Below are 24,725 nucleotides of genomic sequence, written 5' to 3'. Positions count from 1 at the left end.
TACCTCCCGGATCAACAGATTCATTAAAACAACCGACAACCTAATAACGAATAGCGCCTTTATCCGGGAAGTCAAACAGGGAACAAAGAATTTTCCTCTATTTTTTAGATAGTTAAAAGTTTCTTCAAATCAGTCGGATTGCGATTTTACAACATCGGTAACCGCCCGACCCGCTGCCAACCAGCCGAGAATCCCTTCGCTCAGATGGTAAACATCCCGCCTCTGCGTCGTTTCAAGCAGAAACTCGCCGACCAGGGAGGTCCGATAACCACTGCGGCAGATCAGTCCCACTGGCTGTTCGGCCGGAACCTGTCGATTTAACCGCAACAGCCAGTCAGCTGGATCACTCTGACCATCGTGAGAAAAAAAAGTCAGCAGCAAGCTCCCGGCAACAACGCCGGTCAGCGCCCATTCCTCTGCCCGGCGGATATCGACCAGCGCGCCGCCCTGCTGCTGCAACAGAACCAGTTCCTGATTATTCATTTGCTTGAACGTTCTTTGCACAATTGCTCCTTGGTAGAGAACTATTAATATTCAGATTACAATATTAATAGCAGTGCGCCGCTCATGTAAATGCATCCTGAGAAAAATCGGCTAGAATTAACCGAAACAGATCAGCAACCGTCAAACCAAACAGGTTTCTTTGCCGTGCACTGCAAAAAGGAGGAGAACTATGCTGCCGACCTATGAAAACATTCTGGTTGCAACGGATTTTACTCCCAATTCCGACAACGCCTTCAAGCATGCGGTTATGCTCGGCCGGTTGAACGACGCCAAAATCCATCTGCTGCATGTTGTTCCGCAGGTTGACACCAGCATGCGCAGTTACCTTTCGGCGATCATGGGGCAAGAGCGGCTGGAAGAGTTCGAACAAACGCATGAACAGGAAGCCCACGATGTCCTAAAAAAGGAATTGGAGGCCTTTGCCAAAGCAGAGCTGGCTGACTTCCCCGAAGACCAGCAACGCTTTGCTGGCGCTTCAATTGCCATCGGCAACCCGGTTACTTGTATTCTCGAAGCGGCCGCGCGACAAAATGCAGATGTCATCGTCATGGGAACCCACAGTAAAGGGGCTTTGGAGCACGCCTTCCTCGGCAGCGTTGCCGAGAAATTATTGAACAAATCGCTCAAACCGGTTTTTGTTATTCCGCTACCGAAGTAGCAGAAAAATGCAACAAACATCGACCGCATAGCGTAAAACCTGCCACTCTGCGCTGCCTTCCACTCCGGCGAGTCTGACGAGCAAAAACAAACCTGCAACGATTGACTGCCAGTGAGATTGACTCACCGAGCCATAAACCTTTGTCAAAAATAGGACCCGTATGAAAACCTGGAAATGTGATGTTTGCGGTTATACCCATCAAGGAGAGAACGCCCCCGGAAGCTGTGTTCTGTGCGGTGCCGATCAGGACCATTTTTCGCTGCTGGCGCTTACCACCACCACAGCAGCAAAGCCGACCGCCGAGCGCTGGCGCTGCACCATCTGCGATCATGTTGAGAATGGCAGTGAGCCACCACAATTCTGCAAGGTTTGCGGTGCCGCCAGCAATCTGTTTGCTGCGCTGACAGAAGAGGCCTCTTTTTGTGGCACGGCCGGTATCGAAAAAATCCTCGTTTTAGGTGGCGGAATCGCCGGCCTGACCGCTGCCGAAGAAGCACGTAAATGCCTGGCTGAGGTCGACATCACCCTGATCAGCAAAGAGCCCGGCGTCCCCTACTATCGTCTCAACCTGACTCGCTTTCTGGCCGGTGAAGTCGGTGAAGCCGAGCTACCGATGCAGACTGACGATTGGTTTGCCGAACGCAAGATCACCCTGATCGAAGGCGAAGCGCTGCAGATCGATCGGCAGCAAAAGCAGGTCACATTGCGCGACGGCCGCAGCTTCGGTTACGATCGCCTGATTCTGGCCAACGGCTCACACCCCTTTGTGCCGCCGATCCCCGGCGCGACTCGCAACGGGGTCCGGACTTTGCGCACCATTGGTGATGCCCGGCATATTCTCGAACGACTGCAAGCGGGAGTAAACTGCGTCTGTATCGGTGGCGGTCTGCTCGGCTTGGAAACTGCTGCTGCGCTGGCCCGACAGGGAGCCAAAGTCACAGTTCTGGAAGGTCATCCCTGGCTGATGCCGCGCCAGTTACCAAAAACCGCCGGCGAACTGCTGCAAGCCAAGCTGGAAGGGATGGGGATCAGCGTGCACTGCGGCGTGACCATTCAGGAACTGGCTGGCGATGAGCATCTACACAGCGTAATTCTCGCCGATGGCCGGGAAATCCCAGCGGCCATGGCGGTCATTTCCGCCGGGGTACGGCCCAACAGTTGTCTGGCACGACAAGCACAGCTGAAGGTAAAAAACGGACTGTTGGTTGACGACCGAATGACCACCAGCGATCCCAATATCTTCGCCGCCGGCGACATTGCCGAGCACGACGGTAAACTCTACGGCATCTGGCCGGCCAGCTACGCCCAAGGAGCTGTCGCCGGGATCAACGCCTCCGGTGGCAGTGCCGAGTTTTCCGGTCTGTCGATGACGACCCGTATCAAGGTGGTCGCTGCCGACCTGTTCAGCGTCGGTCAACTCAGCCTCGCGGATGCCAGTTGTCGGCTGCTGGAAAAGTGCGATGGAGACAAATACTGCGGTCTGGTCTGCCGCGACAATCATCTGGTCGGCGCAGCCCTGTTCGGTGACACCAGCCTGGCCGGGATATTGAAAGAGGCGATCGAAAAAGAAACGCAACTACCAGAGTTGCCGGAAATTATGGAACTATTTCCAGACTAAGCAGGAGCCCATGCCAGCACATCAGGGAAAACGGCCCAACCATTTAAGCTCAGGTTGGGCCGTCTACATTTTGGCCAGAGCCCCGCGGAGATGGTCAGGGAGTTGCGAACCGGAGGTGCTGAGCAGATTGCGAACCTTGATAATCACCTTTTTTCAGGGTCATTAATTGAGCTTGAGAATCAACAACGGCCCATCTGGCACAATCGCCCAGCGGGCATCCTGACCGAATCGGTCGAGCAGTTCCGCAATGGCTTGGCTGATGTTTGGCACCGGTTTAAAATGAAACCGTTTCAAGGTGTCGGCATCGATCCCTTGGGTATGTACCCAGATTTCATTCTTCAGCATCACTTGGTAAGTCTCTTGGGCACACCACTGGTCAGGGAGAAAGAATTCCTTCTTCATCAGCTTTTCAATAAACGCCTGCGGCGTGGTGGCATGCTCGAAAACCGCACGGTATTCTTCGCTGCCGAATCCTTCCAGACATTCGGTGGCGATCAGGATCACCCCGCCGTCTCGAGTTGCTCCGGCCACGCCCGAGATCCCCTTGGCGGTCTGATACAGGTTGCAGTCGAGCGGAGCCCCAGCATTGGTGGTTACCACAAAATCGAGTGGCTCATCCAGGGTCCGGACACAATGGCGGGAGAGAAACTCAACCCCGGCCAGATGGGCCTTGACTGGGTGGCCGGAAAAAACTCCGGTCACCTTCTTGCTGCTGTCAAGGGTGACGTTGACGATGAAATCAGCCCCAGCCTGTTCCATGATGGCCAGACCTGCTTCGTGGAATGGATTCCCCTCTAATATGCCGTAACGGGTCTGCGGATGGGCCACCATCTCCGGTCCATGCATAAATTCCAGGGTTTTCACCGACGAGATCCCCGGCAGAATCGACTTGCGCCCACCGGAGAAACCGGCCCACATGTGCGGCTCAATGAAACCGGTCAGAATTTTCAGATCGGCAGCAAGATAATGTTTGTTCACCAGGGCCGGAACCCCATCACCAATCTGTCCAACCAGAACCATGTCTTGCTGATTTTTGGAAAAGTGGTTGATAATCCGGTAGGAGGAGGCAATATTTTTGCCGACCAGGCGTTCCAACTCCTGCCCCTCGTTAGGTCGATGGATTCCGGTGGCAATCAGAATGGTGATCTTTGTGGAGGGGATGCCCGCCGCTTCCAGATGCTGAATGATAATCGGTAGCAGCATGGCGTTCGGTACCGGTCGGGTAATATCACTTATGACAATAACCGCGTCAGTTTTTCCCCGGGCCAATTCTTTGAGCGGCTCGGATTCAATCGGCCGGGAAAGTGACTGCAGAACAACATCCTCCGGCACCGGTAAAACCTCGGCCTCTTCGGGATAAAGGACACCGACAAAGTTAGACGTTTGAGGAAACTCCAGCTCCAGACCCTCTTCACCATACTTGAGATTGATGTGCATAAAATCCTCCCCAGTTCTTTTCCCAAGTATAGCGGAATAACCGGCAAGCCCCTTCTTTCAATGGGCAAATATCCTGTCAAAAAGGGAGTTGTCATCTATCCTTATAAATTTTGCTGAACAGACGGACCGAGACGTCACCTAGCGCACTACGCAAAACAGCCCCAACCTGTTTCCAAGCTGAGACTGTCATGTATTTGAAACAAAATGGGGGGGGCCGGTTTAATCCTCAAAAATTAAAACCTACCCAGCCTCTCTTTCGTGACCTTTTCTGATCGTGTAAAAATAATCGACCAAGGCACCGTTCTCTTCCACCGATAGCTTTTCTAACCCATGTTTATGCATGTTGTTTAAAATCAGATGCCAAGTATCCCTGGTAAAGCCCGTTTTTTCAGGGTCCGCCACTGAGTCGTGACAGGAGGTGCAATATTTGTTATTCAACTTGTAGCCGTTCATTTGTTCTTGGGCGCTCAGTGCATAACTACTGGCGACCATCAGAGTGAAAATACAGAGCGTAACCAACAAAATTCTTTTCATAAATATCTCCTTTAGTGACTACAACTACAGGCACCATTCACAGAGCAGACAGCCTCTAACTGGGCGGCATGTTTCCATAATTTTATTTGTGCGTTCGGGATAACGGTCTTTAGTTGTGAAGTTTCAAGCTCAAATGATTCAAGAAACTGATTGAAACCTGCTTCGGAATAACTGAGAAACTGTGTTGTCAGTCCTCCATCCTGTAAAACATAAACCTGCTGGTGATGGCGCTTACTTTGAAAGTTCAAGGTGGTCACAAACAGATCGATAAATCGATAAACAGGATGACGTTCTTCCTGCTCGGTACTGTAGAGCAGAACTTGCAGATTATTATCCGCATCGACCACACAACCGATCTCTGCAACAACAAAGGCCGTCACAAATTGTTCAAACGCCTCATACTGGGGAGTATTGGTCTCACCATCAAAAAGTGACGTGTCAGCCAGCAGGTCTTTTTCCGCATCTGACAGATTTTGATATTCGCTCTCATCAGTCTGTGGAAAATAATGTAAAGACAGGCTGAGGTAGTGGTTCTGCCCCAGAGATTCATCTGCGTGCAGACGCAGCAGGAAAGCCCCCTTGACCTGTTTCTGCCAGAAATACCAAGCTGGTTCTTCTTTCCAGACCTGACTTATCCCTTTAAAACCTGCCAATCCGCAAACATCTTCATACCAAGTCAGATGACTGAAGGCATTTTCGACCAGGTTTCTACTCGCGCTGTATGCGTCGATACGACTCATAATACGCCCCTACTACAGAGTTCTTTAGCGATTTCAATTGTTTCCACCCCTTCGTAGGGCATATCCTGTTCTCTTGCCATCTGCTCGAACATTTCTCGAGGGTAAGCCAGAGTCAAAGAGTAACTCATTTCATACGAGTCAAAAAATTCACCCGACCCAGGGGTATCACCATCCAGCGCTTGCTCTACCGAATCACTGACCGAACTGAAGGTTTCCTGTAAGTTGAGAAAACCTTTTTGCGCAGCACGGATCGTTTCATCCAGAGAAGCTCTAAAAAACTCACGTCGTCTCATCATTTATTTCCGGATTGGAAAAGCGTTGAAAAACTTGTCATAAACCATAATTAACGCCATCGACATGATGGTCCAGCAGAGCGAAGTAGCATCCATGTTGCCGAGCCCGGGAACCCGGTCAACATAAACCGGCCCAGGAACTTCACTGTAGTAAAACCAGTAAAGAGCCAAGCCAACAACGACAACGACAACTAACCGAACTGCTGCAGTCAGCCACATGTTTTTCATCTGGAAAACATTGTTGAAAAACACCTTGACGATCATCAGCGCCAGCATGAAGAAAGCACCAATTTCGGCCGTATGCAAATGCCGGAAACGCGGATCATCAGTGTAATTGCCACCAGTGAAAGGCTCATACCAGTAGTAAGTCATAATTGCTTCGGCGATATACATGAAGATGAAACCGCCGATAACGGTAATGGCAAGAGCCACCACTGCCCCGACCCAGGAACCGGACTGATCTTCTTTACGGAACAGGTTGAAGGGGTATCCATCCATGCAATCGATCAGGAACATGACCAAAAACAGACCGCTGAACATCCAACCGAGGTGATAAAAAGAACTAGAAGTCATTGCTGCGTCTTCCCACCAAGGCAGTACTCCAGCAAAAATCTGCTTCGGAACGAACAGGGCGGTGACATTTGGATGGAAGGAAATTGCATACACTATCGTGCCGATAAAGGCAGTGGTAAAAAACTTACTGATTCCGATCACCGATTGCTTGACACCATCCCAGGGGGAGTTACCAAAACCGGCGTTCCAGATGGTCGTGACAAAGATCATTGCGGTCACGACATAAAGGATAGCCAGTGATGAGTTCTCCCGGGCATTCCACATTTCCAGACCGGTCCCGCCAGAAGCGATCAAGGCCTGAGGGCTGAAATAAGTAATCCCAAATCTGCCAAGGATGTTCCAGAAAAACACATAGTAAACAACATAAAAGAAAGCCAGCGATGCTCCCAGCATACCGAGACCTTTGCTGGTAGTCCCGGAGTCGTTCTGATAGCCAAAGACATCAGACACAACCATAACGGAGTAAAAATAGAATGCCGCGAGTGACAAGCCGTACATCGGGGTAAACAGTTTAAAAACCCCGTTTGTTGGAGCAAAGAATAATCGCCAAAGTGCGAAGTTGACAACAACCATGACAAAAAACGCAATTAAGCCATAGAGGTAATTATTTTTTGTTGTGGGCATAGTGACACCTCTTTTGAGGGCAAAAACTCAGAGCGGCGCAACACAGCAGGCATTGCGCCGCTCCGATCAATTAAAAGACAATCGTATCCCCATTGGTCAGGAAGACATTATTGTCCTTTGCCACAGCAGACACCCTCGGATATGTCTTGAAGGTATCGGTTCCCTTGACGATCGGCAGACCAGCTTTGGCTGCGTTCTCGGCAAACACCCAACCGGTACAGTGGTTACAACCCATCTTTTTCGGGTTGAAAGCCTTGGCTCCCTTGATGATATCGTCCATCTTCGGATCCCAGTTTTCAAACAGGGAGATGTGCAACCCACCGTAACAACCATAGATATTCTCACCACCTTTGATCTGGCGACGAGCGGTCGAATAGAGAGTCAACAGACCTGGGTGACAGCAACCGGTGACGGTCACAATGCCCTTGCCCTTAACGTTCACGTAGATGATATTCTCACCACGAACCCGCAGCAGAATCGGCACATCAAATTCTTTAATAGCAACACCAGGCATCAGCTTATAAAACTCTTTTGAATTGGTCTTGATCAGCTTGCCCTTGTGCGGTACGTCGTTCTTTGCGAGCAGAACACCTTTAGCTTCGAGCTTGCCGCCGGCCAGCAGTTTATCGTCCTCCGGGTAGCTGGTTTCAGGAGCATAGATAGTGATCTTGTCGTTGTGCTTGAGAGTGGACTCGATGCCCCAGTAGTGGTCGAGGTGCCAGTGACTGAGAACCATGGTATCAATTTCGCCCGACTTGATCATCTTGTCGATGCCATGACGATCGAAGACATAATCCATCCACTCGTTACTCCAGCCGGTATCGAGCAACAGTTTATTGACGGTGCCGTCAAGCTGCTCAATTTCCAGCAAAGTGGCATAACCTCCTGCGTTCTTTGGATCCCAGGGAATGTCATACTGGCTGGTACTGGCACCACCATTGTCAACGATGTCTTTTTTGAACTGGGCATTGTCGAACCAGCTGGTTTCGGACAGAACCGTGATCTTCAGGCTCTTACACTCTCCAATGTCTTCCTTGCTCCGAGCAAAAGCCTTGGTTGGAGCCCCAATTGTTGCCGCTGCACCAATACCCGCAGCAGTAGCGCCTAATGCCTTGAGAAACTTACGCCTTTCCATTCGTGTCTCCTCTCTAATGTTAGTGTTACCCCTCATTTAACTTCCTTGAAACAAGAACACGTATCTTTATTCATTCAGGTATCTGCCTCTTCCTTGCAGGCAATATCAAAAGAGAGTTCAAACCCTCCGTTCAGAAAACACAGCACCAGAATAATCTCTAAAAAAGTCCGCGATTCGATTATTAAGTTGCTCTATAATCCCTTGTACAGTCTCAGCATTTTGTTGTTTTAAGGCTTGAAACAGATTGACGTGGTCAGCAAAGAAACGATTTTTTTCAATCTCGGATATCTGTCTCAAAACACTCACCAGGAAACCCAAAGGAATCCTGACCTCGTCAAGCATGCGAACAAATTCCTGATTGACGTAGTTATCTTGGCAAATGGTGAAAAAAAGGTTGTGGCAACTCGCGAGCTGTTCTGCACTATCCCCAACTGTCGCCTTTCCCATATCAACAAGACACTGTTCCAGTCGCCACAAATTATCATCCACAATCTCGATCGCCGACATCGCTGCAACTGGTGGCTCAACAAAATTTCTTGCTTCTATTAACTGTAGAATTCTCTGCAAGTCCCAAGTTTTGCCTTTACCACTTAACGCCTGCTGAAGTGCAAAACTTGATGCGAGGTAGTAACCGCTACGCTCTCTGGATGCGAGAATACTGCGGGCCTGCAGCTCTTTGAGTGCATTACGAATACTGGTCCGGCTTAAAACACACCTTTCGGCAAGAACCCGTTCAGAAGGCAAACGATCGCCTTCTCCCAGGGCCAAAATAGCTATTTCATTTAACACGACATGCAAAGCTGACATATAAACCTCAACGCAGAACACTGTTTTTTTGGTAGTACCAATTCTTATCAATATACCAACAAAATGCAAGTATATTTCTTAAGCGGCTCCATAATAATAAATTTTGTTTTATGTGATAATTTACCAGTAAATACGCAAACCAACAGCAACCAGCTTTGTAATCAATACCTAACCACCAAAACAAAAAAAAACGCCAGCCCGTTGACACGAGACTGGCGCTCAAAAAAACTGAAAGCGTTTTTATCAACTAACTTTTCTGATTTTCTTCAGCCGCTGATGAAATGCCGATGCAATATCCGTTAAATCTCTTATTTGATTTTCACTGAAAGCCTGTTTTTTTTCAGAGCAGAGAATAATAACCGTTCGCATTGCTCCACGCACATAAAGCGCCTTGGCAATGTAGGAGCGAATCCCGTTCGGCACAAATAACACCCAGTCGATCGCCTTGATGCTGGAATGAGTGTCATCCATAATAAGGTATTCAAGATTTTCTTTTTCGATATGCTCGGCTATTGTTCCGCTATAGGGAAATTGCTGCCCTTCGCGTAAATTTTCCAGAAAAGCCCCCTGCGCATAGGCAATAGCTTTATTTTTTTTCGCGTAAATATCAGAGAAGATTGCGACTCCCATGTCTGGAAAAAGCTCCTGCTCGGCATAAATTGCCAACAGCATCTCATCAATTGTCCTCGATTCCCCGAGCTTATCACACAGCGCCTTGACCGCCGGCGCCTTTGGGCTGACCTTGCCCTCTTTTTCAACGCCCTGCTCATCAATAAGCTCAATCACCGCGAGCCGGATCAGATCTTCAGCACCGTAAGAAAACAGTTCGAGCATGCATTTGGCGCGGGTGCTCTGCCCTTTTTCAGATATGAGTGACAATTCTTCAGCCACCCTCCCCTTAAGCAACAGATGCTCAAACAACAGCGGCAACCGCACATCCGAACTGATAATATCGGCCAAGGGGTATTTGATTTTATTCGGCAATGTCATGCCGAGAAGATTTTTAAAGCTATCATTGCACTTGACCAACAGATGATTCCGGCTGGAAAAAATCGCAACCGGATACCCTGTTTCCTCGACAGCAAACAACCGTTGCCCCTGTCCAGCAAACAAATTCTGCATCTGCCCTACATGACAGCTGATATCCTCTACCGTTCCTTCATAATACTTGTGACTGTCGGTCGGCCAACCGGTCAGCTTGAACCAGTGCAACTCCTTGCCATCATGAATCCTGAAAACCGCCTGAACAGGGAGCCTCTCTTTAATTTTTAAGACAGCCCGATTAACCGTTGACTGATCTTCCGGCAGCAGCATATTTTTCATGTATTCCGCATCTTTAAAAAACCGAAAATTTTCCTGGCACAAAATACTCCCGGAAAAATCATTCAGGTTTTCAAAAACCCGCGCTGCAAGATCCATCCGCCAAACCAGCATATCCATACGTTTTAAAGTCATTGCTGCGGAAGTTAATTTTTCTTCTGCCATCTCAACCTTCCCAAAACCAGTCATTGATACTTAATCGACGACAACAAACCTGGCCGATGCACTTACTGCCGCGCCGTCCGCAAATTAGCGATCCGCACCTCGTAATTGGAACGGAACGGGTTGATGTCCAGACCACCGCGGCGGGTGTAGCGGGCATAAACGGTTAACTTTTCCGGCTGGCAGTAGCGCAGCAAATCAACAAAAATCCGTTCGACGCATTGCTCGTGGAACTCGTTGTGCTGGCGGAAGGAAATCAGGTAGCGTAACAACGCTTCGCGGTCAATCTTGCCACCGCGATAGCGGATCAGCACGCTGCCCCAATCGGGCTGATTGGTCACCAGACAGTTGCTCTTCAGCAGATGGCTATAGAGTTGCTCATCAACAATATTCAACGGATCAACGCCACCCTCCAATAACGACGGATCGAGAGAGTAGTCATCCACTTCGATATCCAGTCCGTCGATACACTCGCCCGGCAAAGACTGCAACTGCTCGGTAGCAAACTGATCACTGTCCAACAGTCGCACCCGAACCTTCCCGCCAGCGGCCTGCGACAGGTCGGTCACCATCCGCTGTTCAGCGTCGGCAAAGCCCTTTAAACGGGTCTGGTTGAAGGAATTCAGATAGAGTTTAAATGATTTCGATTCGATCAAGTTGGCCGTTTCGCAGGGGACATGAAACTCGCCCATCGCCACAATCGGCTTGCCTTTTTGATTGAGCCAGGACAGCTCGAAAGCGTTCCAGATATCGTAGCCGCCAAACGGCAGCTCGCCGGTCACGCCGATGACATCGCGCTTGACCTGCCGGGGAAAGGGACAAAGCAGTTGCGGATCATATTGCGAAACATATTCGGTGGATTTACCTAATGGCAAACTGGCTTCGTAATCGCGCATCAACTTAAACCTTAAAAAAGAGGGTTTCCCTTTGTAACAGCCAGGAAAAAATATACCACTTGGCAAAAAATACTGATATGATCTGCGGCTAATTCTGGTCAGACCAATTCAAACCGGAATGCAGCATAAGAGGATTTTTCACCCCCGTCAACATGGAGAAAGTTATGAAAGTCGGATTAGTCGGTTGGCGTGGCATGGTCGGTTCCGTGCTGATGCAACGCATGGTTGAAGAGAACGACCTTGTCGGAGTCGATGCAGTCTTTTTTTCCACCTCCCAGGCAGGCCAGACAGCCCCGGACTTCGGTCAAGGCGGCGGCACCCTCGAGGATGCCAGCAATATTGAAAAACTCGCCGAGCAGGATGTCATCATCACCTGCCAGGGCGGAGACTATACCAAAGAAGTTCACCCCAAACTGCGTGCCAGCGGTTGGGACGGTTACTGGATTGACGCCGCTTCCTCCTTACGCATGGAGGAGAACGCGGTCATCATTCTCGACCCGACCAATGCCAATGTTATCGAAGACGCGTTGAAAAATGGCGTCAAGGATTTTATCGGCGGCAACTGCACTGTCAGCCTGATGCTGATGGCGATCGGCGGCCTGTTCAAGGCCGGGCTGGTCGAGTGGGTCACCTCAATGACCTATCAGGCCGCTTCCGGTGCCGGCGCACCGAACATGCGCGAATTACTGGCGCAGATGGGCACCCTGAACGCTTCGGTGGCCGAAGAGCTCAGCACCCCCGGTTCGGCAATCCTGGAGATCGACAAGAAGGTCACCGCGACCCTGCGCGGCGATGGCATTCCCACGGCCGAATTCGGTTTTCCGCTGGCCGGCAGCGTTCTCCCATGGATCGATCGCGAAGTTGAAGACGGTCAGAGCCGCGAAGAGTGGAAGGGTTTTGCTGAAACCAACAAGATTCTCGGCAGCCAGTCGCAAATCCCGATTGATGGCATCTGCGTGCGGATCGGCTCCATGCGCTGTCACAGCCAAGCGCTGACCATCAAACTGAACAAGGACCTGCCGATCGATCAAATCGAGCAGATTCTAGATGGTGACAACCAGTGGGTCAAACTGGTGCCGAACACCAAAGCGGAAACCCTCGAGCAACTGACGCCGACCGCTGTTTCCGGCACCTTGAGTATCCCGGTCGGTCGGGTACGGAAAATGAAGATGGGACCGCAGTACCTGTCCGCCTTCACCTGCGGCGATCAACTGCTGTGGGGCGCCGCCGAGCCGTTGCGGCGGATGTTGCGGATTCTGCAGAAGCAGTAAGTTTGTTTTGCCATAGCAGCAAAAACCCCGGCAGAAACATTCGCCAAGGGTTTACTTGCAGCTGTTGCTATCGACATAAACAGAGAAATGCCCGCGACCTTATTGAGGTTTGCGGGCATTTCTATTGGTGGGAAATCTGATTCAGGACCGACCTTTCCTTCCCGAAACGTACTAACTGCTGCAGGAGCGAAAAAACCGATCAACCAACGCTACCCAAACTTGCCAATGCCGCCATTTCTTCCAATTTGATGGAACCAATATCGCCGTAAACCATCAGTTCCGTTTTACCCGCAGGAACAAATCCGGCAGCCAGCAGCAAACTCCGCAACGGCGAGGATGCGATCAAGTCGATGATGAGCTCTTGGGATGGTGTTGCCGAGGCAATAAGACTTTGCAGCAGGCTCTGCCTTGATGAAGGGGAAACGTTTTCTTGCCCGTACCAAGGACCGATAACCTGAGATTCAGAGTCCCCCTGGAGAGCAGCAGTCGAACCGCCACGGGCAAAAGACTGACTCTCCATAGAGAGTTGCTGCAAATAAGCACAACGATTCTCTCCCCAGACTGCGCTATCGGCAGTTAATAATACGTCCCAACCAACGTGATTGTTATTTTCTGCGACCGGAACCTTTTCCCGAACAGGCAAAATCCATCTTTCGATCTGATCAATGGCGACAAATCCGACCCGCTCATAGATTGGTCGGCCCTGTTCGGACGCAGTGAGCCAGATTGACGCCACCCCGAGTTTGCACAGTTGCGTAAAGCCCTCTGCAAACAACCTCGACCCATATCCGCGCCCCCGCAAATGGCGCGGAATAAGCAGGTTTCCAATCCAACCACTTCGCTGGTAAGGAACAGCCGTAATCAGGCCACAAAACTCATTATTATCAATACAAGCCAGGGCGTACTTCGACCAAGGTCCCTGAAAGAGTCGCCGTTCAATCTGTGGGATTCTCCATCCTTCTTCCGCCGCAAGGACATAAAAGGACTTCCAATCTGAGGTTTTCGATGTACGGATCGACAGCATCCTGGGTTAAGCCACTTGTTGCGGTGAGTGATACAGTTGCATGATGTCCATATCAGTCAGCGGGCGCTTATTCCCTTGAGCCAGAGTCCTCACCTGAGTCAAAAAAGCATTCAGTTCCTGTGAGCCTAATTTGATTCCAAGCTTAGCCAAACGATCCGCCAGCCCATGGCTGCCAGAATGCTTACCAAGCACCATGTGTCGCTGCAGACCAACTTCAGCGGGATCAAAGCCTTCGTAGTTGAGTGGATTTTTGATTACTCCGTCGGCATGCAGACCTGATTCGTGGGAAAAAACCTTTTCGCCGACCACCGCTTTCCACTCCGGCACCGGATGCTGACTGGCCTTGCCGACAAAGCGGGACAGCTCGACAAAGCGACTGGTGTCGATCTGTATATCTCTGTTGCAGGCATGCTTGAGCGCCATCACCACCTCTTCGAGAGCGGCGTTTCCTGCCCGTTCTCCGAGTCCGTTGACCGTAGTGTTGACGAATCGTGCTCCGGCTCGAATGCCGGCAATTGCATTGGCCGTCGCCATACCTAAATCGTTATGCGTGTGCACCTCCAGATCAAGAGCGGTCCGCTCATTTAAAAATTTCACCTTTTCATAGGTGACAAACGGATCGAGAATCCCGAGGGTGTCACAAAAACGGAAGCGATCGGCACCTTCACTTTCGGCAATCCGCAGCAGCTCAAGCAAAAAATTGAGGTCGGCACGGCTGGCATCTTCACCGCCAACAGAAACGTAAAGGTCATGCTGTTTGGCGAAACCGACCGCGACCTTCAGCTGCTCCTTCACCCATTCCCGGCTTTTGCCGAGTTTGTGCTTGATGTGCAGATCGGAGACCGACAGGGAGACATCGACCGCCTGCACGCCGGTCTGTAACGAGGCCTGGATATCAGCGATAACCGCCCGGTTCCAGGTGAGCAAACGAGCGTTGAGTCCCAGATCGACCAGCGCGCGGATCGAAGCCTGCTCCTGTTTGCCCATCGCCGGGATACCGCACTCCAGCTCACCAACCCCGATCTCATCCAGCATCCGGGCGATCCGCTTCTTTTCTTCCAGACTGAAGACCACTCCGGCGGTCTGTTCACCGTCACGCAAGGTGGTGTCATCAATCACAATCTGTTGATTTTCCAGAGGGTCCATAAAATATCTCAATTCAAATAAAGAAACCCCGCACCTCTTAAAGTAGAGGTCGGGGCTTCATTGCCGTTTTAAGGTCAGCGCCATTGCCGATCTGCTTAACCACCAGTTTAAAAGCAAGGGGCGTGCCGATTTTTCCAGCCTGCGTAAACAGCGAGTTTCATTTTTCCCTGATAAAAAAGTGAACAATTAATAAACAGAATGCACAGTTTTCGCGCCACTTTTTCGCGCAAATGCAGCAGAAACCGATAAATCCTGCGATTCCCCATTCTGGCAGGACTCTTGCTCATAGAGATTGACGAGCGACAAAGATGTTGCTCTTTTATTCTCCCTCCCAATGACGCGATGGATTTACTTATGCCTCTGGACAAAGGAAATTGTCGTGTCAGCCAAACCAAAAATACGCGAACTGCTCGACGAGAGCGCCTGCGAACATAATAAAACCAAGAAGGTCGCCTGCAACGCCCCAACTCCAGGGGCGACCACCGGCGGCTGTGCCTTCGAGGGCGCACAGATTTCCCTCTTCCCCTACGCCGATGCCGCTCACCTGGTGCACGGTCCGATGACCTGTCTGGCCACCAGTTGGGAAACCCGCGCCACCAAAACCAGTTGGAAAGGGCGCGACTTGACGCAGAGGGGTTTCACCACCGACGTCAATTTAAATGATGTCGTCTTCAGTGGCGAGCAGAAGCTCACCAACTCCATCGACTACATTATGGAACATTACGCACCGGAGGCGGTTTTCGTCTATTCCACCTGTGTTACTGCGCTGATCGGCGACGATCTCGACCTGATCTGCAAGCAGGCGGCAGAAAAGTATGGTGTGCCGATGATTCCGGTGCATGCGCCCGGCTTTGTCGGCAGCAAAAACCTCGGCAGCCGCATCGGCGGCGAAGCGGCACTACGCCACCTGATCGGCAGCAAAGAGCCAGAAACGACCAGCCCCTTCGATATCAACCTGATCGGTGAATACAATGTCACCGGCGACATGTGGCAATACAGCCACCTGCTCGATGAACTTGGTATCCGCATCCTCTCAACATTAAGCGGCGATGGCCGGGTGGCCGATATTCGTACCGCCCACCGCGCCAAGTTGAACGTCATCGTCTGCGCCAAGTCGCTCATCTCGTTGACGCGCAAGATGCAGGAACAATACGGCATCCCGTCAATCTCACTCTCTTTTTACGGCAAACGCGATACCAGTAATGGCTTGCGGGCTATCGCCGACGCCTTGGGTGACGCCAATCTGATCGAGCGGACCAAAGCTCTGGTTGCCCGAGAAGAAGCCAAGCTTGAAGAGCAGCTTATTCCGTACAAGAAAGTCTTTGCTGGCAAAAAAGCGGTGCTGAATACTGGCGGCAATAAAAGCTGGTCGATCGCATCAGCACTGCAAGATTTAGGGATAGAGGTCGTCGCTACAGCGGTAAAAAAAGCGACCGAGGCCGACCGCGCCAAAGCCAGAGAGTATCTGGGCAAAGATGGTGTCCTGATGATGAACCCCGGAGCGGAGCAGGCAAAGCTGATCGACGAACGGGGTGCGCAGCTGTTGCTGGCTGGTGGTCGTTCCCTCTACACGGCAATCAAAAAAGGAATTTCGTTTGCCGACGTCAATCAGGAGAAAAAGAAAAGTTACGGCGGCTACGACGGCCTCCTGAACCTCGCCGAGGATTTAAAAAACGCACTGGAAAATCCAGTTTTCAAGCTGGTGACACGGAGGGCCCCATGGGAGAAGTAATCCATAAGTCAAACAAACCGCTGCAGGTCAACCCGTTCAAGTTGAGCCAGCCGATGGGCGCGACCCTCGCTTTTTTGGGCATCGACAGCTGCATGCCGCTGATGCACGGCGGACAAGGCTGCACCAGCTTAACCAAGGTTTTCTACACCCGGCACTTCTGCGAACCGATCGCCATCCAGACCAGTGCTGTCACCGATGCGATTGCGGTGCTCGACGGGGGTGATTACAGCATTGTTGAGTCGGTGAAAAACATCACCAAGAAAGTAACTCCCAGTCTGATCGGCCTGCACACCACCGGCCTGCCGGAAACCAAGGGAGATGATATCCGCGGGGTCGCCGCACAGATCAAGTTTCCGCTGGTTTACGTCAACTCCCCCGATTACGAAGGGGGCCTTGAGAGCGGTTGGGAGCTGACCTGCAAGGCGATCATCGAACAGCTCGTCGAACCGAGCACGACCATCGATACAAAGAAAATTGTCATCCTGCCGCATGTCAGCCTACAGCCGATCGAGGTTGAGAAAATCAAAGATATTTGTGCCGCATTCGGCTTTACCGCCTTCGCTTTACCTGACCTGTCAACCTCACTCGATGGCCATCTCGGTGAAAAACAGGCGGCGCTGTCGAGCGGTGGGATTTCTGTGGAAGAGATCAAGCAACTTGGCGATACGACGTTGGTTCTCACTGTGGGTGATTCGATGCAGAAATGTGCTGCAGCATTGCAGGTAAAAAACCCGACGATGCGCCATCAGCATTTTTCCCATTTGAGTGGGCTGGAAGCTTCAGATGAGTTGATCGAACTGTTGATGGCGGAAAGCGGTATCGAACTGCCACAGGCAAATATCGTCCGCTGGCGCAAACGCTTACAAGACGCGATGATCGACAGTCACTTTTCCATCGGCCAGACTCGCTTTTTGGTGGTTGCCGAACCGGATCAACTCGCCGGCATCTGCCAGTCCCTCTACGAGGCAGGCGGAAAAGTGACGGTCGCCATAGCAACGGTGGATTCCCCCCCACTGGAAAAGATCAAAGCTGACAAGGTACTGGTCGGGGACCTGGAAGATGCGGAAAATCTGGCGGATGAATATGACCTGGTTATAGGCAATTTCCACTGTGAAGCCTTGGCCAATCGGCTGCACAAAGGCCTGGTTGTGCGGGGATTCCCGAACTGGGAGCAGGTGGGGAATGCGCTGAAGAATGATCTTCTCTATGAGGGGGGAGCGTACTTTTTGTTTGAGTGTGCGAATGCGGCAACTTTGATGCGGGAACATCAGGCGTCTTAAATTTAAAGCCTTAGAACCGGCGGGTCGCATCCTGCCAGACGCCATACTCATCTTGTCTCACCACAAAAGAGTCTGAAGAAAAAGGTGCTTCGGCAGAAGCCAAAGGAGATTTTGAACATCAACCCCGTGTGACGCGGCCGAAGTGCAGTGGAGTTTGGCAGGATTTCGAGGAAAAATGTTTGAGCGCAGCGAGTTTTTTTTCCGAGCTGCTAAACGGAACGAAACAGAGGGGACCCGAAGGGCAAGGAGGTCGGGCGCTTTTCTTTGCTTCGTTTCTTTGGGCGCACAAAGAAATGACGGCGTCGAGCGGGACCGCAACCCCGCGACCCTGAATTTGAGTTAGAAGTTACTCCATACGAGATGCAGAAATGAATTCACCGCTAGCCGAAATATTTATTCAGAACTTTTTTCCTGTTTGCTTCACAGACTTCTTTCTGCCTAGTGTTTAATGGATACTTTACGCAGGTTTCTGGTCTTGCTTTATATACAGAACAAGAATAACTGGCATTATTCTCGTTCAAGAAAAAGCAATCTCCGTTTTCTTGAAATTGTAAGAAATATTCTTCAACTGATTTACCTTTTGAGCTTGTAAACACCTCAGATTGTAAGCCTGTCACCTGTTCTAGCAAGTCCACTTCACTTTTAGACAATTCTATAAAAGGGTGATTTTTACAACATTCAGCACATTTCCTACATATCTCGCTTGAAATAACATTCTCCTTAACTCAAGAAACCCCTTATATATTTATACATTATATATTTTTCTGAAACAATCCATCCGTCATAACTTCCCACTCTTTGCTTCGTAGCGTTCCGTTCACGATGCTAAACATACCGATTTAAAGCACACCAGATAGGTTTCGTCTGAAAATTATGAAGCTGTGGCCGCAATAGGCTTAACTCGGCAACCACCCGTTACCCCTAATCTCAAAGGTTCTATCAAAAGTAGGTTCGCACCTATCCTTAGGAGTTTTGGAATCAACAAAATTCACCAGCAGAGCGAAAAAACAGGGACTGAAAACTGCATTCGCTAAAACGAAATCAGGCCCTGGTACGACAGAAACGTCTCAACAGGAGTTCGTTGAACATCAACACCAGGTAGGAAATTCCAATGGAAACCAGGCAGAGCGACAGGGCACCAGCATCGCCGCCGGGGGTGTTGGTGTAATCGTAGATCGCTAGCGGGATGGTTTGGGTGACACCGGGGATATTTCCGGCGAGGATGATGGTCGCGCCGAACTCACCGAGACTGCGGGCGAAGCAGAGAGAACTTCCGGTGATCAGCGCGGGAACTGATAGCGGCAGGACAATGGAATACAGCGTATCGAACCAACCAGCGCCGAGGGTCCGTGAAGCGTTCAGCAACTGCGGATCTATTTGCTCCATCCCCAACCGGATCGAGCGCACCATCAGCGGCAGACCGATCACCGCACAGGCAAGCACTGCTCCCTTCCAACTGAAGATCAGTTGCAAGCCGAGGGTCTTTAGGATTGGCCCCAATGGCCCCTGTCGACCGAGTAATAACAGCAAAAGATAGCCAATCACCACCGGCGGCAGCACCAGCGGCAGGTTGATCAGACCATCGAGCAACGGTTTGCAGCGCAGACGACTGAACACCAGCAGCCAGGCCAAACCGAAACCGATCGGCAGAGCAATCAGCGTTGCCACCGCTGCGACTCGGACAGACATCCACAGGGCCTGATAATCTGTTGGGGAGAGAGCGAACATCTTTTCTTGTTATGGAAGCAGAAAGCCATACTTTGCAAATATCGACTGCGTCTCGACACTGAAAAGATAGGCATAAAAAGTACGGGCAGCACTCAGTTCAGCACCGGTTTCGGTTAAAGCAGCGGGATAAGTAATCTGCGGATAAAATGCCTCCGGCACCGCAAACAGAATCTGTGCCTGTGTTGCCTGCCGCGCATCGGTCAAATAGACAAAAGCGGCATCAACCTCGCCGCGGTCCGCATACATCAATGCCTGACGCACATCCTTGGCCAGCACCAGTTTTTGCTCGGCAACCAGTTGCGGATAAACTCCGGCAGCAGAAAGTGCCTGTTGGGAATATTTACCGGCAGGGGAGGATTTAGGGCTACAGATGGCGATCCGCTTTAATTCCGTCAGGTGCTCCAGTGACTTGCTCACCCCACCCGGTCGACCGACAACCACCAGGCGGTTTTGCAGCAACTGTTTTACCGCTCCGGCAGGGATAAGTTTCTGTTGCTGCAGATATTCCATCCATTTCGGGTTTGCCGAAATGTAGATGTCGGCCGGGGCTCCAGCAGCAATCTGCTTGGCCAAAGCTCCGGACGAAGCAAAATTTGGCAGCAATTCAACCTGCGGGTGTGCTTGAGCATAACCGGCAACCAATTCCTTTACGACCTCCGTCAGACTGGCAGCGGCCGAGATATGGACTTCTTCGGCGTCCGCCGGAACAGTGAAAGCAACAAACAACAAAAGGATGCTGATAAAATAAAGAATTTTATTTCTCATAATGACACCAATCTCCTAAAGGCAGAGGCCTTGATTGCAGCATAAACCGGCATCCCGACCTCCATTTCCAGCTCAAGTGCCGCCTCACGCACAACCTGGGCGATCAATTCTTCGCCGCCACAATTCAGCTTCACACCGACCGAGCCGCCCTGCGGGATCAACTCGCTGATCGTCGCACTGAGCAGATTGCGCGCGGACAAGGCATGGGGATGATTTTTGAACAGCAGCACATCCTTGCTCGAGAGTTCAAACAGGCCAGACACCGGCTGTTCATGATCAGTCAACAACAGTTCGTTTGCCCCCCAGCGATAGCCGAGCATGCTGCCGACCTCGCGCGGCTCGCTCAGCTGCAGGTGGTTCAGGTAACCCTGCCGGTTGCTGGCCATCCGCTGCTGAGCCAGTTTTTCGGCATGACTGATTTCCTGCAGTTGCCCATCAGCAAACAACAGCACCTGATCAGTCAGCAGGCGCATTTCGCTGAGCGAATGGGAAATATAGAGATACGGAATCTCGAAGCGCCGCAGGGTTTTACGTAAGTAGGGGATGATCTGTTCCTTGAGATTCTTGTCAAGGGCACTCAGTGGCTCGTCGAGGATCAACAGCTCAGGACAGGCCAGCAGTGCTCGCCCCAGAGCAACCCGTTGTTTCTCGCCGCCAGAAAGTTCACCGACGCTCCGCCCCAACAAACGGGTGATATCGAGGGCCGCCGCAACCTCCTCAAGCTTTAGCTTTCGCCGCTCTGCAGCCGTGCGGCGATAACCGTAGAGCAGGTTACGCTGCACATTCAAATGGGGAAACAGGTGCGCCTGCTGAAAGACCACTGCGACCCGGCGTTTCTCCGGACTGAGATTGATCCGTGCCTGGCTATCAAACAGGCAGCGGTCATCGAGGTGAATCGTTCCAGCATCCGCGGCCAGCAAACCGGAGAGCAGATTACTGAGGGTCGACTTACCACTCCCGGAAGGTCCGAAGATGCCGATTCGCGACCCTTCGACCGTAAACCCGGCGGCAAAATCAAACCGGCCTAAACATTTCATCAGCTCAACAGTGAGTTTCATCGTTTTGTTAGCCTCATCAGCTCGCCAGCGGTGAAGCTAACTCCAATTCTTCCAGGTTAATATCCTTACCAACAACTCCGGCGGCATCAGCGCGACACTGCTTGCAATGCCGCGCCTGCGACAGAATCAATTCCGCCTGGTTGCGGACCATCTCCATGGTTGACTCAGATGGGGGCTTGATATCCTTGAACATGCCGATCGGGATCACCGGCATAATGTTCATCATCTCAGCGCCAAGTTCACGCACCTTGACCGCTAGGTCGAGGGTTTCGTGGTCGTTCACTCCAGGGATATAGACATGGTTGACCTTGACCATCAGTCCGGCCCTGGCCGCCATTTCAACCCCTTTAAGCTGTTTCATCAACAGAATTTCCGCCGCCTCTTCACCGTAGATTTTGGTGCCGGCAAAGTTGATCCATTCATAAACCTTGGTCCCGGTCTTCGGGCTCAAGGCATTTATGGTCACGGTCAGGCTGTGAACGTCCGCTGCGAGAATGTCATCCAACTTTTCTGGCAACCGCAAACCGTTGGTTGACAGACAAAGGGTCATTTCCGGAAAGGCGGCGCGTATTAACTTGAAGGTTTCAAAGGTTCTAGGATTGGCCAGCGGATCACCGGGTCCGGCGATGCCGACCACTTTCAACTGAGCTCCACCCTGCTTTTCCATGTGCTGCTTGACCAGCTCAACCCGCCGTACTGCTTGTTCGGGAGTCAAAATTTTGCTGGTAACTCCGGGACGACTTTCATTGGCACAATCGAACTTACGCTCACAAAAACCACACTTGATATTGCACCCAGGTGCGACCGGCAGGTGAATCCGTCCCGCCTTGCTGTGATCACCACCGAAACAGGGATGATCGGTCTCACGCTTCATCTTCATCATCGGGCATCCAGTTGCCATAGCCAGTCTCCTTTGGGAGTTCCTCTGAACTGTGCTCAGCCTGCTGCAATTGTCGATATTTGGCGCAAAACCCAGAAAAGCCTCGGCCCTTGGCTACAGCCAGGCGCCTCATTTTTCAAAGGTTTTGATCCTAAATCTCATCAATTTCGCAACGACTGTTCACAATTCAAAGAAACTTGAAGGCAAAAACGCTTTCGAAAAATTCTCGAAAGCGCCATTGCTTGATCGTTTAAATAGAGAAACCCCGTAGAACGCTTCAATGTTCCCGGGGCTTCATTGCCTGTATGTGGTGGGAGACCTCGTCGTATCCCGAAATAACATCAATTGTTGATGATCATTAGAGCATAGGTCATGCCAACTTTTCCATAGAGCAAAATTGGGGGTTTTCAGGAAGTTATCAGGAAATGTGCCCAAACATTGTGCAGAAAATAGACAATCTGCCCACCTCTTATGATCTAAAAAAAAGCCCCAACCATTTGATGCGTTGGGGCTGCAGAGATTTATGTTGCACAAGCGACTATCTCAATGCTTCAGCGACAATTTCGGCAATATCTTTCACCCGGGTTGCCTCGGCCCCCTCATCCTTGAGCCCGTCTTCCATCATCGTCATGCAATAGGGGCAGGAAACACAGAGAGTATCCGGCTCATGGGTCAGCGCTTCCTTGACCCGCGTCCGATTGATACGTTCGCCGGTCACCTCCTCCAGCCACATCCGACCGCCGCCGGCTCCGCAGCAAAAGCCACTCTCACGGCTGCGCTCGAACTCGACAGGGGCGCTGCCGGTAGCGCTTTTAAGAACTTCGCGCGGAGCAGCGTAGGTGTCGTTGTGACGACCCAGGTAACAGGAATCATGAAACAGCAGCTTGCCCTGATCAACCGGCGGCAGCTTAAGCTTTCCTTCGGTAATCAATTCGCTGATCAACTCACTGTGATGCAGCACCTCAATCTCCAGACCGTACTGCCGGTAGTCATTTTTCAAGGTGCTGAAGCAGTGCGGGCAGGCGGTGACGATCTTCTTCACCCCCTTTTCCCTGAACAACGCGACGTTCTCTCTGGCCATTTTGTCGAACACGTACTCATTGCCGAGCCGCCGCAGGCTGTCGCCGCAGCACAGTTCCTCTTTGCCGAGCAACCCCCAACTGACCCCGGCGGCATCCATAATGGTCGCCAGGGCGACAGAGACATGCTTAGCGCGGTTATCGAAACTGCCGGCACAGCCAACAAAGAACAGCACCTCGCTTTTGCCCGTTTCAAAAGAACGCTCACCGAGTTGGCTACTCCACTTGCTCCGTTCGGACGGGGCAATCCCCCAGGGGTTGCTGCGCTGCTCCATATTTTCGAACAGGTTGAGCAGCTCTTCCGGGAACTCAGCTTTTTCCTGCACCAAGTGGCGACGCATCTTGACGATCTTCGGCATCTGCTCGATCAACACCGGACAGACGCTGACACAGGAACCGCAGGTGGTGCAATCCCACAAGGCTTCGACGCAACTGCTGCCTTCGGCTTGCTCTGCGGCGATCAGAGGCAGAGTCCCGGTCTGAGCGTTTTTCAACGCCGCGCCGTTACTCAACAGGTTAACTTTGATGTCGTGGACGATCCGCCGGGGATTGAGCGGCTTGCCGGTATTGTGCGCCGGACAGAGATCCTGACAGCGACCGCACTCGGTACAGGTCAGACTGTCGAGCAGATCCTTCCAGGTAAATTGTTCAACACCGCTGACACCAAAGCGCTGGCCTTTGGCAAACTCTTCCCGCGGCTGGGTATTTGGTTGTTCCAGACTGGAAAAATAGGTATTGGGAATGGCGGTGAGAATGTGCATGTGCTTACTGCGCGGCAGCAGGTTCATAAATACCAGCAGCACCACGGCATGCACCCACCAGGAAACCAGGGCCAGCGTTTCGAGCGCGGCGCCGGACAGTCCGGCGAGCCCTGTTCCGAGCAGAGCCGCAATCGGCCTCGCCGCGGTATCTGCGCCAAGGGCAAGCTGTGCCCCGTGCAACAGAAAAAAGGCGATCATCAAGGTGGCAATCATGCCCAGAATCAGCAGGGCTTCGCCACTGCGGGGTGAGGTGTAGTCATTGCCCAGATACTTCGGAGCAAAAAACAACCGCCGGGAAAAGGCGAGCACCACGCAAACCAAGGTCAACAACGAGACGACATCAAAACTAAACGCCAAGCCATGATGCAAAAATGCCGGCAACAGCGCCAGAGAAATGGTCGGGAACAGCCCCTCGAGCAGGAACTCACCGTTGGCCAGCACCAGCAGCAAAAAAGCCCAGAACAGCAGCGAGTGATTAACGCCAAAGGGACGCTGCACGACGCGCTTCTGCGCAAAGGCATAGCTGAGCATGCGAAAAAAACGCTGCCCGGGACGATCGCTCCGCATCTCGGCGGCACCGAGGGAGACCATTTGCAGGCGCTGGTAACAGCTGAAACAGAACAGCAGCAGCGAAACTGCCAACAGCGGGATATAGATAGTTTGATTGATCGACATAGGGGATCTCATTGCTCCTGGATAG

General features: G+C 51.6%; 24 protein-coding genes. 6 read left to right on the top strand and 18 right to left on the bottom strand.

Features of this window, described 5'->3' with window-relative positions:
- Nucleotides 1-129: 129 nt before the first annotated feature.
- A complete protein-coding gene (locus ACZ5PT_RS07900; protein WP_464266270.1) occupies nt 130-504 on the bottom strand; it encodes a rhodanese-like domain-containing protein in 375 nt (124 codons plus the stop codon).
- 169 nt (nt 505-673) lie between these two features.
- Between ACZ5PT_RS07900 and ACZ5PT_RS07895 the strand changes: the two genes are divergently transcribed.
- Nucleotides 674-1,162, top strand: coding sequence for a universal stress protein (locus tag ACZ5PT_RS07895; RefSeq protein ID WP_464266269.1), 489 nt, complete (start codon nt 674-676; stop codon nt 1,160-1,162).
- Between the two features lie 160 nt (nt 1,163-1,322).
- Nucleotides 1,323-2,780 carry an FAD-dependent oxidoreductase gene (locus ACZ5PT_RS07890; protein ID WP_464266268.1) on the top strand — a complete coding sequence of 486 codons (1,458 nt, stop codon included), beginning with the start codon at nt 1,323-1,325 and terminating at the stop codon, nt 2,778-2,780.
- Nucleotides 2,781-2,942: 162 nt separating this feature from the next.
- On the opposite strand, the gene ACZ5PT_RS07885 is transcribed toward ACZ5PT_RS07890, so the two are convergent.
- The 9 genes from ACZ5PT_RS07885 to queF form a co-directional block, all read right to left on the bottom strand.
- Nucleotides 2,943-4,217 (bottom strand): nickel-dependent lactate racemase family protein, encoded by a 1,275-nt coding sequence (locus tag ACZ5PT_RS07885; protein WP_464266267.1) that lies wholly within the window; start codon nt 4,215-4,217, stop codon nt 2,943-2,945.
- A 240-nt stretch (nt 4,218-4,457) separates the two neighbouring features.
- Nucleotides 4,458-4,751, bottom strand: coding sequence for a hypothetical protein (locus tag ACZ5PT_RS07880; RefSeq protein WP_464266266.1), 294 nt, complete (start codon nt 4,749-4,751; stop codon nt 4,458-4,460).
- 11 nt (nt 4,752-4,762) lie between these two features.
- Nucleotides 4,763-5,491, bottom strand: coding sequence for a hypothetical protein (locus ACZ5PT_RS07875; protein ID WP_464266265.1), 729 nt, complete (start codon nt 5,489-5,491; stop codon nt 4,763-4,765).
- Nucleotides 5,488-5,787, bottom strand: coding sequence for a hypothetical protein (locus ACZ5PT_RS07870; RefSeq protein ID WP_464266264.1), 300 nt, complete (start codon nt 5,785-5,787; stop codon nt 5,488-5,490). The genes ACZ5PT_RS07875 and ACZ5PT_RS07870 overlap by 4 nt, the downstream gene beginning before the upstream one ends.
- On the bottom strand, nt 5,788-6,981 hold the full coding sequence (locus ACZ5PT_RS07865) for a hypothetical protein (RefSeq protein WP_464266263.1): 1,194 nt from the start codon (nt 6,979-6,981) through the stop codon (nt 5,788-5,790).
- A gap of 70 nt (nt 6,982-7,051) precedes the next feature.
- Nucleotides 7,052-8,116, bottom strand: a complete 1,065-nt coding sequence (locus ACZ5PT_RS07860; protein ID WP_464266262.1) for an MBL fold metallo-hydrolase — start codon at nt 8,114-8,116, stop codon at nt 7,052-7,054.
- 117 nt (nt 8,117-8,233) lie between these two features.
- Entirely contained in the window at nt 8,234-8,923 is a 690-nt protein-coding gene (locus ACZ5PT_RS07855; protein ID WP_464266261.1) for a FadR/GntR family transcriptional regulator, read from the bottom strand.
- Nucleotides 8,924-9,166: 243 nt separating this feature from the next.
- On the bottom strand, nt 9,167-10,408 hold the full coding sequence (locus ACZ5PT_RS07850) for a hypothetical protein (RefSeq protein WP_464266260.1): 1,242 nt from the start codon (nt 10,406-10,408) through the stop codon (nt 9,167-9,169).
- Between the two features lie 62 nt (nt 10,409-10,470).
- Nucleotides 10,471-11,301, bottom strand: a complete 831-nt coding sequence (gene queF, locus ACZ5PT_RS07845) for an NADPH-dependent 7-cyano-7-deazaguanine reductase QueF (RefSeq protein WP_464266259.1) — start codon at nt 11,299-11,301, stop codon at nt 10,471-10,473.
- Between the two features lie 164 nt (nt 11,302-11,465).
- Between queF and asd the strand changes: the two genes are divergently transcribed.
- The gene (gene asd, locus ACZ5PT_RS07840) at nt 11,466-12,572 is read left to right on the top strand and encodes an aspartate-semialdehyde dehydrogenase (protein ID WP_464266258.1); all 1,107 of its coding nucleotides are present in this window, start codon (nt 11,466-11,468) and stop codon (nt 12,570-12,572) included.
- Nucleotides 12,573-12,771: 199 nt separating this feature from the next.
- Here the strand turns inward: asd and ACZ5PT_RS07835 are convergent, their stop codons facing one another.
- A complete protein-coding gene (locus tag ACZ5PT_RS07835; protein ID WP_464266257.1) occupies nt 12,772-13,596 on the bottom strand; it encodes a GNAT family N-acetyltransferase in 825 nt (274 codons plus the stop codon).
- 6 nt (nt 13,597-13,602) lie between these two features.
- Complete coding sequence (gene nifV / locus ACZ5PT_RS07830; RefSeq protein WP_464266256.1) at nt 13,603-14,742, bottom strand: homocitrate synthase; 1,140 nt, start codon at nt 14,740-14,742, stop codon at nt 13,603-13,605.
- A gap of 379 nt (nt 14,743-15,121) precedes the next feature.
- On the opposite strand from nifV, the gene nifE reads away from it, so the two are divergent.
- Complete coding sequence (gene nifE / locus ACZ5PT_RS07825) at nt 15,122-16,474, top strand: nitrogenase iron-molybdenum cofactor biosynthesis protein NifE (protein ID WP_464266255.1); 1,353 nt, start codon at nt 15,122-15,124, stop codon at nt 16,472-16,474.
- Entirely contained in the window at nt 16,462-17,754 is a 1,293-nt protein-coding gene (gene nifN / locus ACZ5PT_RS07820; protein ID WP_464266254.1) for a nitrogenase iron-molybdenum cofactor biosynthesis protein NifN, read from the top strand. Before nifE ends, nifN begins: the two co-directional genes overlap by 13 nt.
- Nucleotides 17,755-18,134: 380 nt before the next feature.
- Here nifN and ACZ5PT_RS07815 read toward each other — a convergent pair whose 3' ends face one another.
- The 5 genes from ACZ5PT_RS07815 to ACZ5PT_RS07795 form a co-directional block, all read right to left on the bottom strand.
- Nucleotides 18,135-18,452 carry a YkgJ family cysteine cluster protein gene (locus ACZ5PT_RS07815; RefSeq protein ID WP_464266716.1) on the bottom strand — a complete coding sequence of 106 codons (318 nt, stop codon included), beginning with the start codon at nt 18,450-18,452 and terminating at the stop codon, nt 18,135-18,137.
- A gap of 343 nt (nt 18,453-18,795) precedes the next feature.
- Complete coding sequence (modB, locus tag ACZ5PT_RS07810; RefSeq protein WP_464266253.1) at nt 18,796-19,482, bottom strand: molybdate ABC transporter permease subunit; 687 nt, start codon at nt 19,480-19,482, stop codon at nt 18,796-18,798.
- A gap of 9 nt (nt 19,483-19,491) precedes the next feature.
- The gene (gene modA / locus ACZ5PT_RS07805) at nt 19,492-20,247 is read right to left on the bottom strand and encodes a molybdate ABC transporter substrate-binding protein (protein ID WP_464266252.1); all 756 of its coding nucleotides are present in this window, start codon (nt 20,245-20,247) and stop codon (nt 19,492-19,494) included.
- Nucleotides 20,244-21,305: a molybdenum ABC transporter ATP-binding protein gene (modC, locus tag ACZ5PT_RS07800; protein ID WP_464266251.1), complete on the bottom strand. Its 1,062-nt coding sequence runs from the start codon at nt 21,303-21,305 to the stop codon at nt 20,244-20,246. The genes modA and modC overlap by 4 nt, the downstream gene beginning before the upstream one ends.
- 16 nt (nt 21,306-21,321) lie before the next feature.
- On the bottom strand, nt 21,322-22,206 hold the full coding sequence (locus ACZ5PT_RS07795; RefSeq protein ID WP_464266250.1) for a radical SAM protein: 885 nt from the start codon (nt 22,204-22,206) through the stop codon (nt 21,322-21,324).
- Between the two features lie 31 nt (nt 22,207-22,237).
- Between ACZ5PT_RS07795 and ACZ5PT_RS07790 the strand changes: the two genes are divergently transcribed.
- Nucleotides 22,238-22,456: a hypothetical protein gene (locus ACZ5PT_RS07790; RefSeq protein ID WP_464266249.1), complete on the top strand. Its 219-nt coding sequence runs from the start codon at nt 22,238-22,240 to the stop codon at nt 22,454-22,456.
- Nucleotides 22,457-22,723: 267 nt separating this feature from the next.
- On the opposite strand, the gene ACZ5PT_RS07785 is transcribed toward ACZ5PT_RS07790, so the two are convergent.
- Nucleotides 22,724-24,700, bottom strand: a complete 1,977-nt coding sequence (locus ACZ5PT_RS07785; protein ID WP_464266248.1) for a (Fe-S)-binding protein — start codon at nt 24,698-24,700, stop codon at nt 22,724-22,726.
- Nucleotides 24,701-24,725 lie beyond the last annotated feature (25 nt).

This window comes from Desulfuromusa ferrireducens, assembly GCF_055389805.1.
Note: the sequence above shows the minus strand (reverse complement) of the source record. Positions and strands in the feature narration are given on the sequence as shown.

What these genes read in the sequence shown, in the direction of transcription:
- ACZ5PT_RS07895 (WP_464266269.1), top strand. Translation starts at nt 674, where the DNA reads ATGCTGCCGACCTATGAAAACATTCTGGTTGCAACGGATTTTACTCCC.
- ACZ5PT_RS07890 (WP_464266268.1), top strand. Translation starts at nt 1,323, where the DNA reads ATGAAAACCTGGAAATGTGATGTTTGCGGTTATACCCATCAAGGAGAG.
- ACZ5PT_RS07885 (WP_464266267.1), bottom strand. Translation starts at nt 4,217, where the DNA reads ATGCACATCAATCTCAAGTATGGTGAAGAGGGTCTGGAGCTGGAGTTT.
- ACZ5PT_RS07880 (WP_464266266.1), bottom strand. Translation starts at nt 4,751, where the DNA reads ATGAAAAGAATTTTGTTGGTTACGCTCTGTATTTTCACTCTGATGGTC.
- ACZ5PT_RS07875 (WP_464266265.1), bottom strand. Translation starts at nt 5,491, where the DNA reads ATGAGTCGTATCGACGCATACAGCGCGAGTAGAAACCTGGTCGAAAAT.
- ACZ5PT_RS07870 (WP_464266264.1), bottom strand. Translation starts at nt 5,787, where the DNA reads ATGATGAGACGACGTGAGTTTTTTAGAGCTTCTCTGGATGAAACGATC.
- ACZ5PT_RS07865 (WP_464266263.1), bottom strand. Translation starts at nt 6,981, where the DNA reads ATGCCCACAACAAAAAATAATTACCTCTATGGCTTAATTGCGTTTTTT.
- ACZ5PT_RS07860 (WP_464266262.1), bottom strand. Translation starts at nt 8,116, where the DNA reads ATGGAAAGGCGTAAGTTTCTCAAGGCATTAGGCGCTACTGCTGCGGGT.
- ACZ5PT_RS07855 (WP_464266261.1), bottom strand. Translation starts at nt 8,923, where the DNA reads ATGTCAGCTTTGCATGTCGTGTTAAATGAAATAGCTATTTTGGCCCTG.
- ACZ5PT_RS07850 (WP_464266260.1), bottom strand. Translation starts at nt 10,408, where the DNA reads ATGGCAGAAGAAAAATTAACTTCCGCAGCAATGACTTTAAAACGTATG.
- queF (WP_464266259.1), bottom strand. Translation starts at nt 11,301, where the DNA reads ATGCGCGATTACGAAGCCAGTTTGCCATTAGGTAAATCCACCGAATAT.
- asd (WP_464266258.1), top strand. Translation starts at nt 11,466, where the DNA reads ATGAAAGTCGGATTAGTCGGTTGGCGTGGCATGGTCGGTTCCGTGCTG.
- ACZ5PT_RS07835 (WP_464266257.1), bottom strand. Translation starts at nt 13,596, where the DNA reads ATGCTGTCGATCCGTACATCGAAAACCTCAGATTGGAAGTCCTTTTAT.
- nifV (WP_464266256.1), bottom strand. Translation starts at nt 14,742, where the DNA reads ATGGACCCTCTGGAAAATCAACAGATTGTGATTGATGACACCACCTTG.
- nifN (WP_464266254.1), top strand. Translation starts at nt 16,462, where the DNA reads ATGGGAGAAGTAATCCATAAGTCAAACAAACCGCTGCAGGTCAACCCG.
- modB (WP_464266253.1), bottom strand. Translation starts at nt 19,482, where the DNA reads ATGTTCGCTCTCTCCCCAACAGATTATCAGGCCCTGTGGATGTCTGTC.
- modA (WP_464266252.1), bottom strand. Translation starts at nt 20,247, where the DNA reads ATGAGAAATAAAATTCTTTATTTTATCAGCATCCTTTTGTTGTTTGTT.
- modC (WP_464266251.1), bottom strand. Translation starts at nt 21,305, where the DNA reads ATGAAACTCACTGTTGAGCTGATGAAATGTTTAGGCCGGTTTGATTTT.
- ACZ5PT_RS07795 (WP_464266250.1), bottom strand. Translation starts at nt 22,206, where the DNA reads ATGGCAACTGGATGCCCGATGATGAAGATGAAGCGTGAGACCGATCAT.
- ACZ5PT_RS07785 (WP_464266248.1), bottom strand. Translation starts at nt 24,700, where the DNA reads ATGTCGATCAATCAAACTATCTATATCCCGCTGTTGGCAGTTTCGCTG.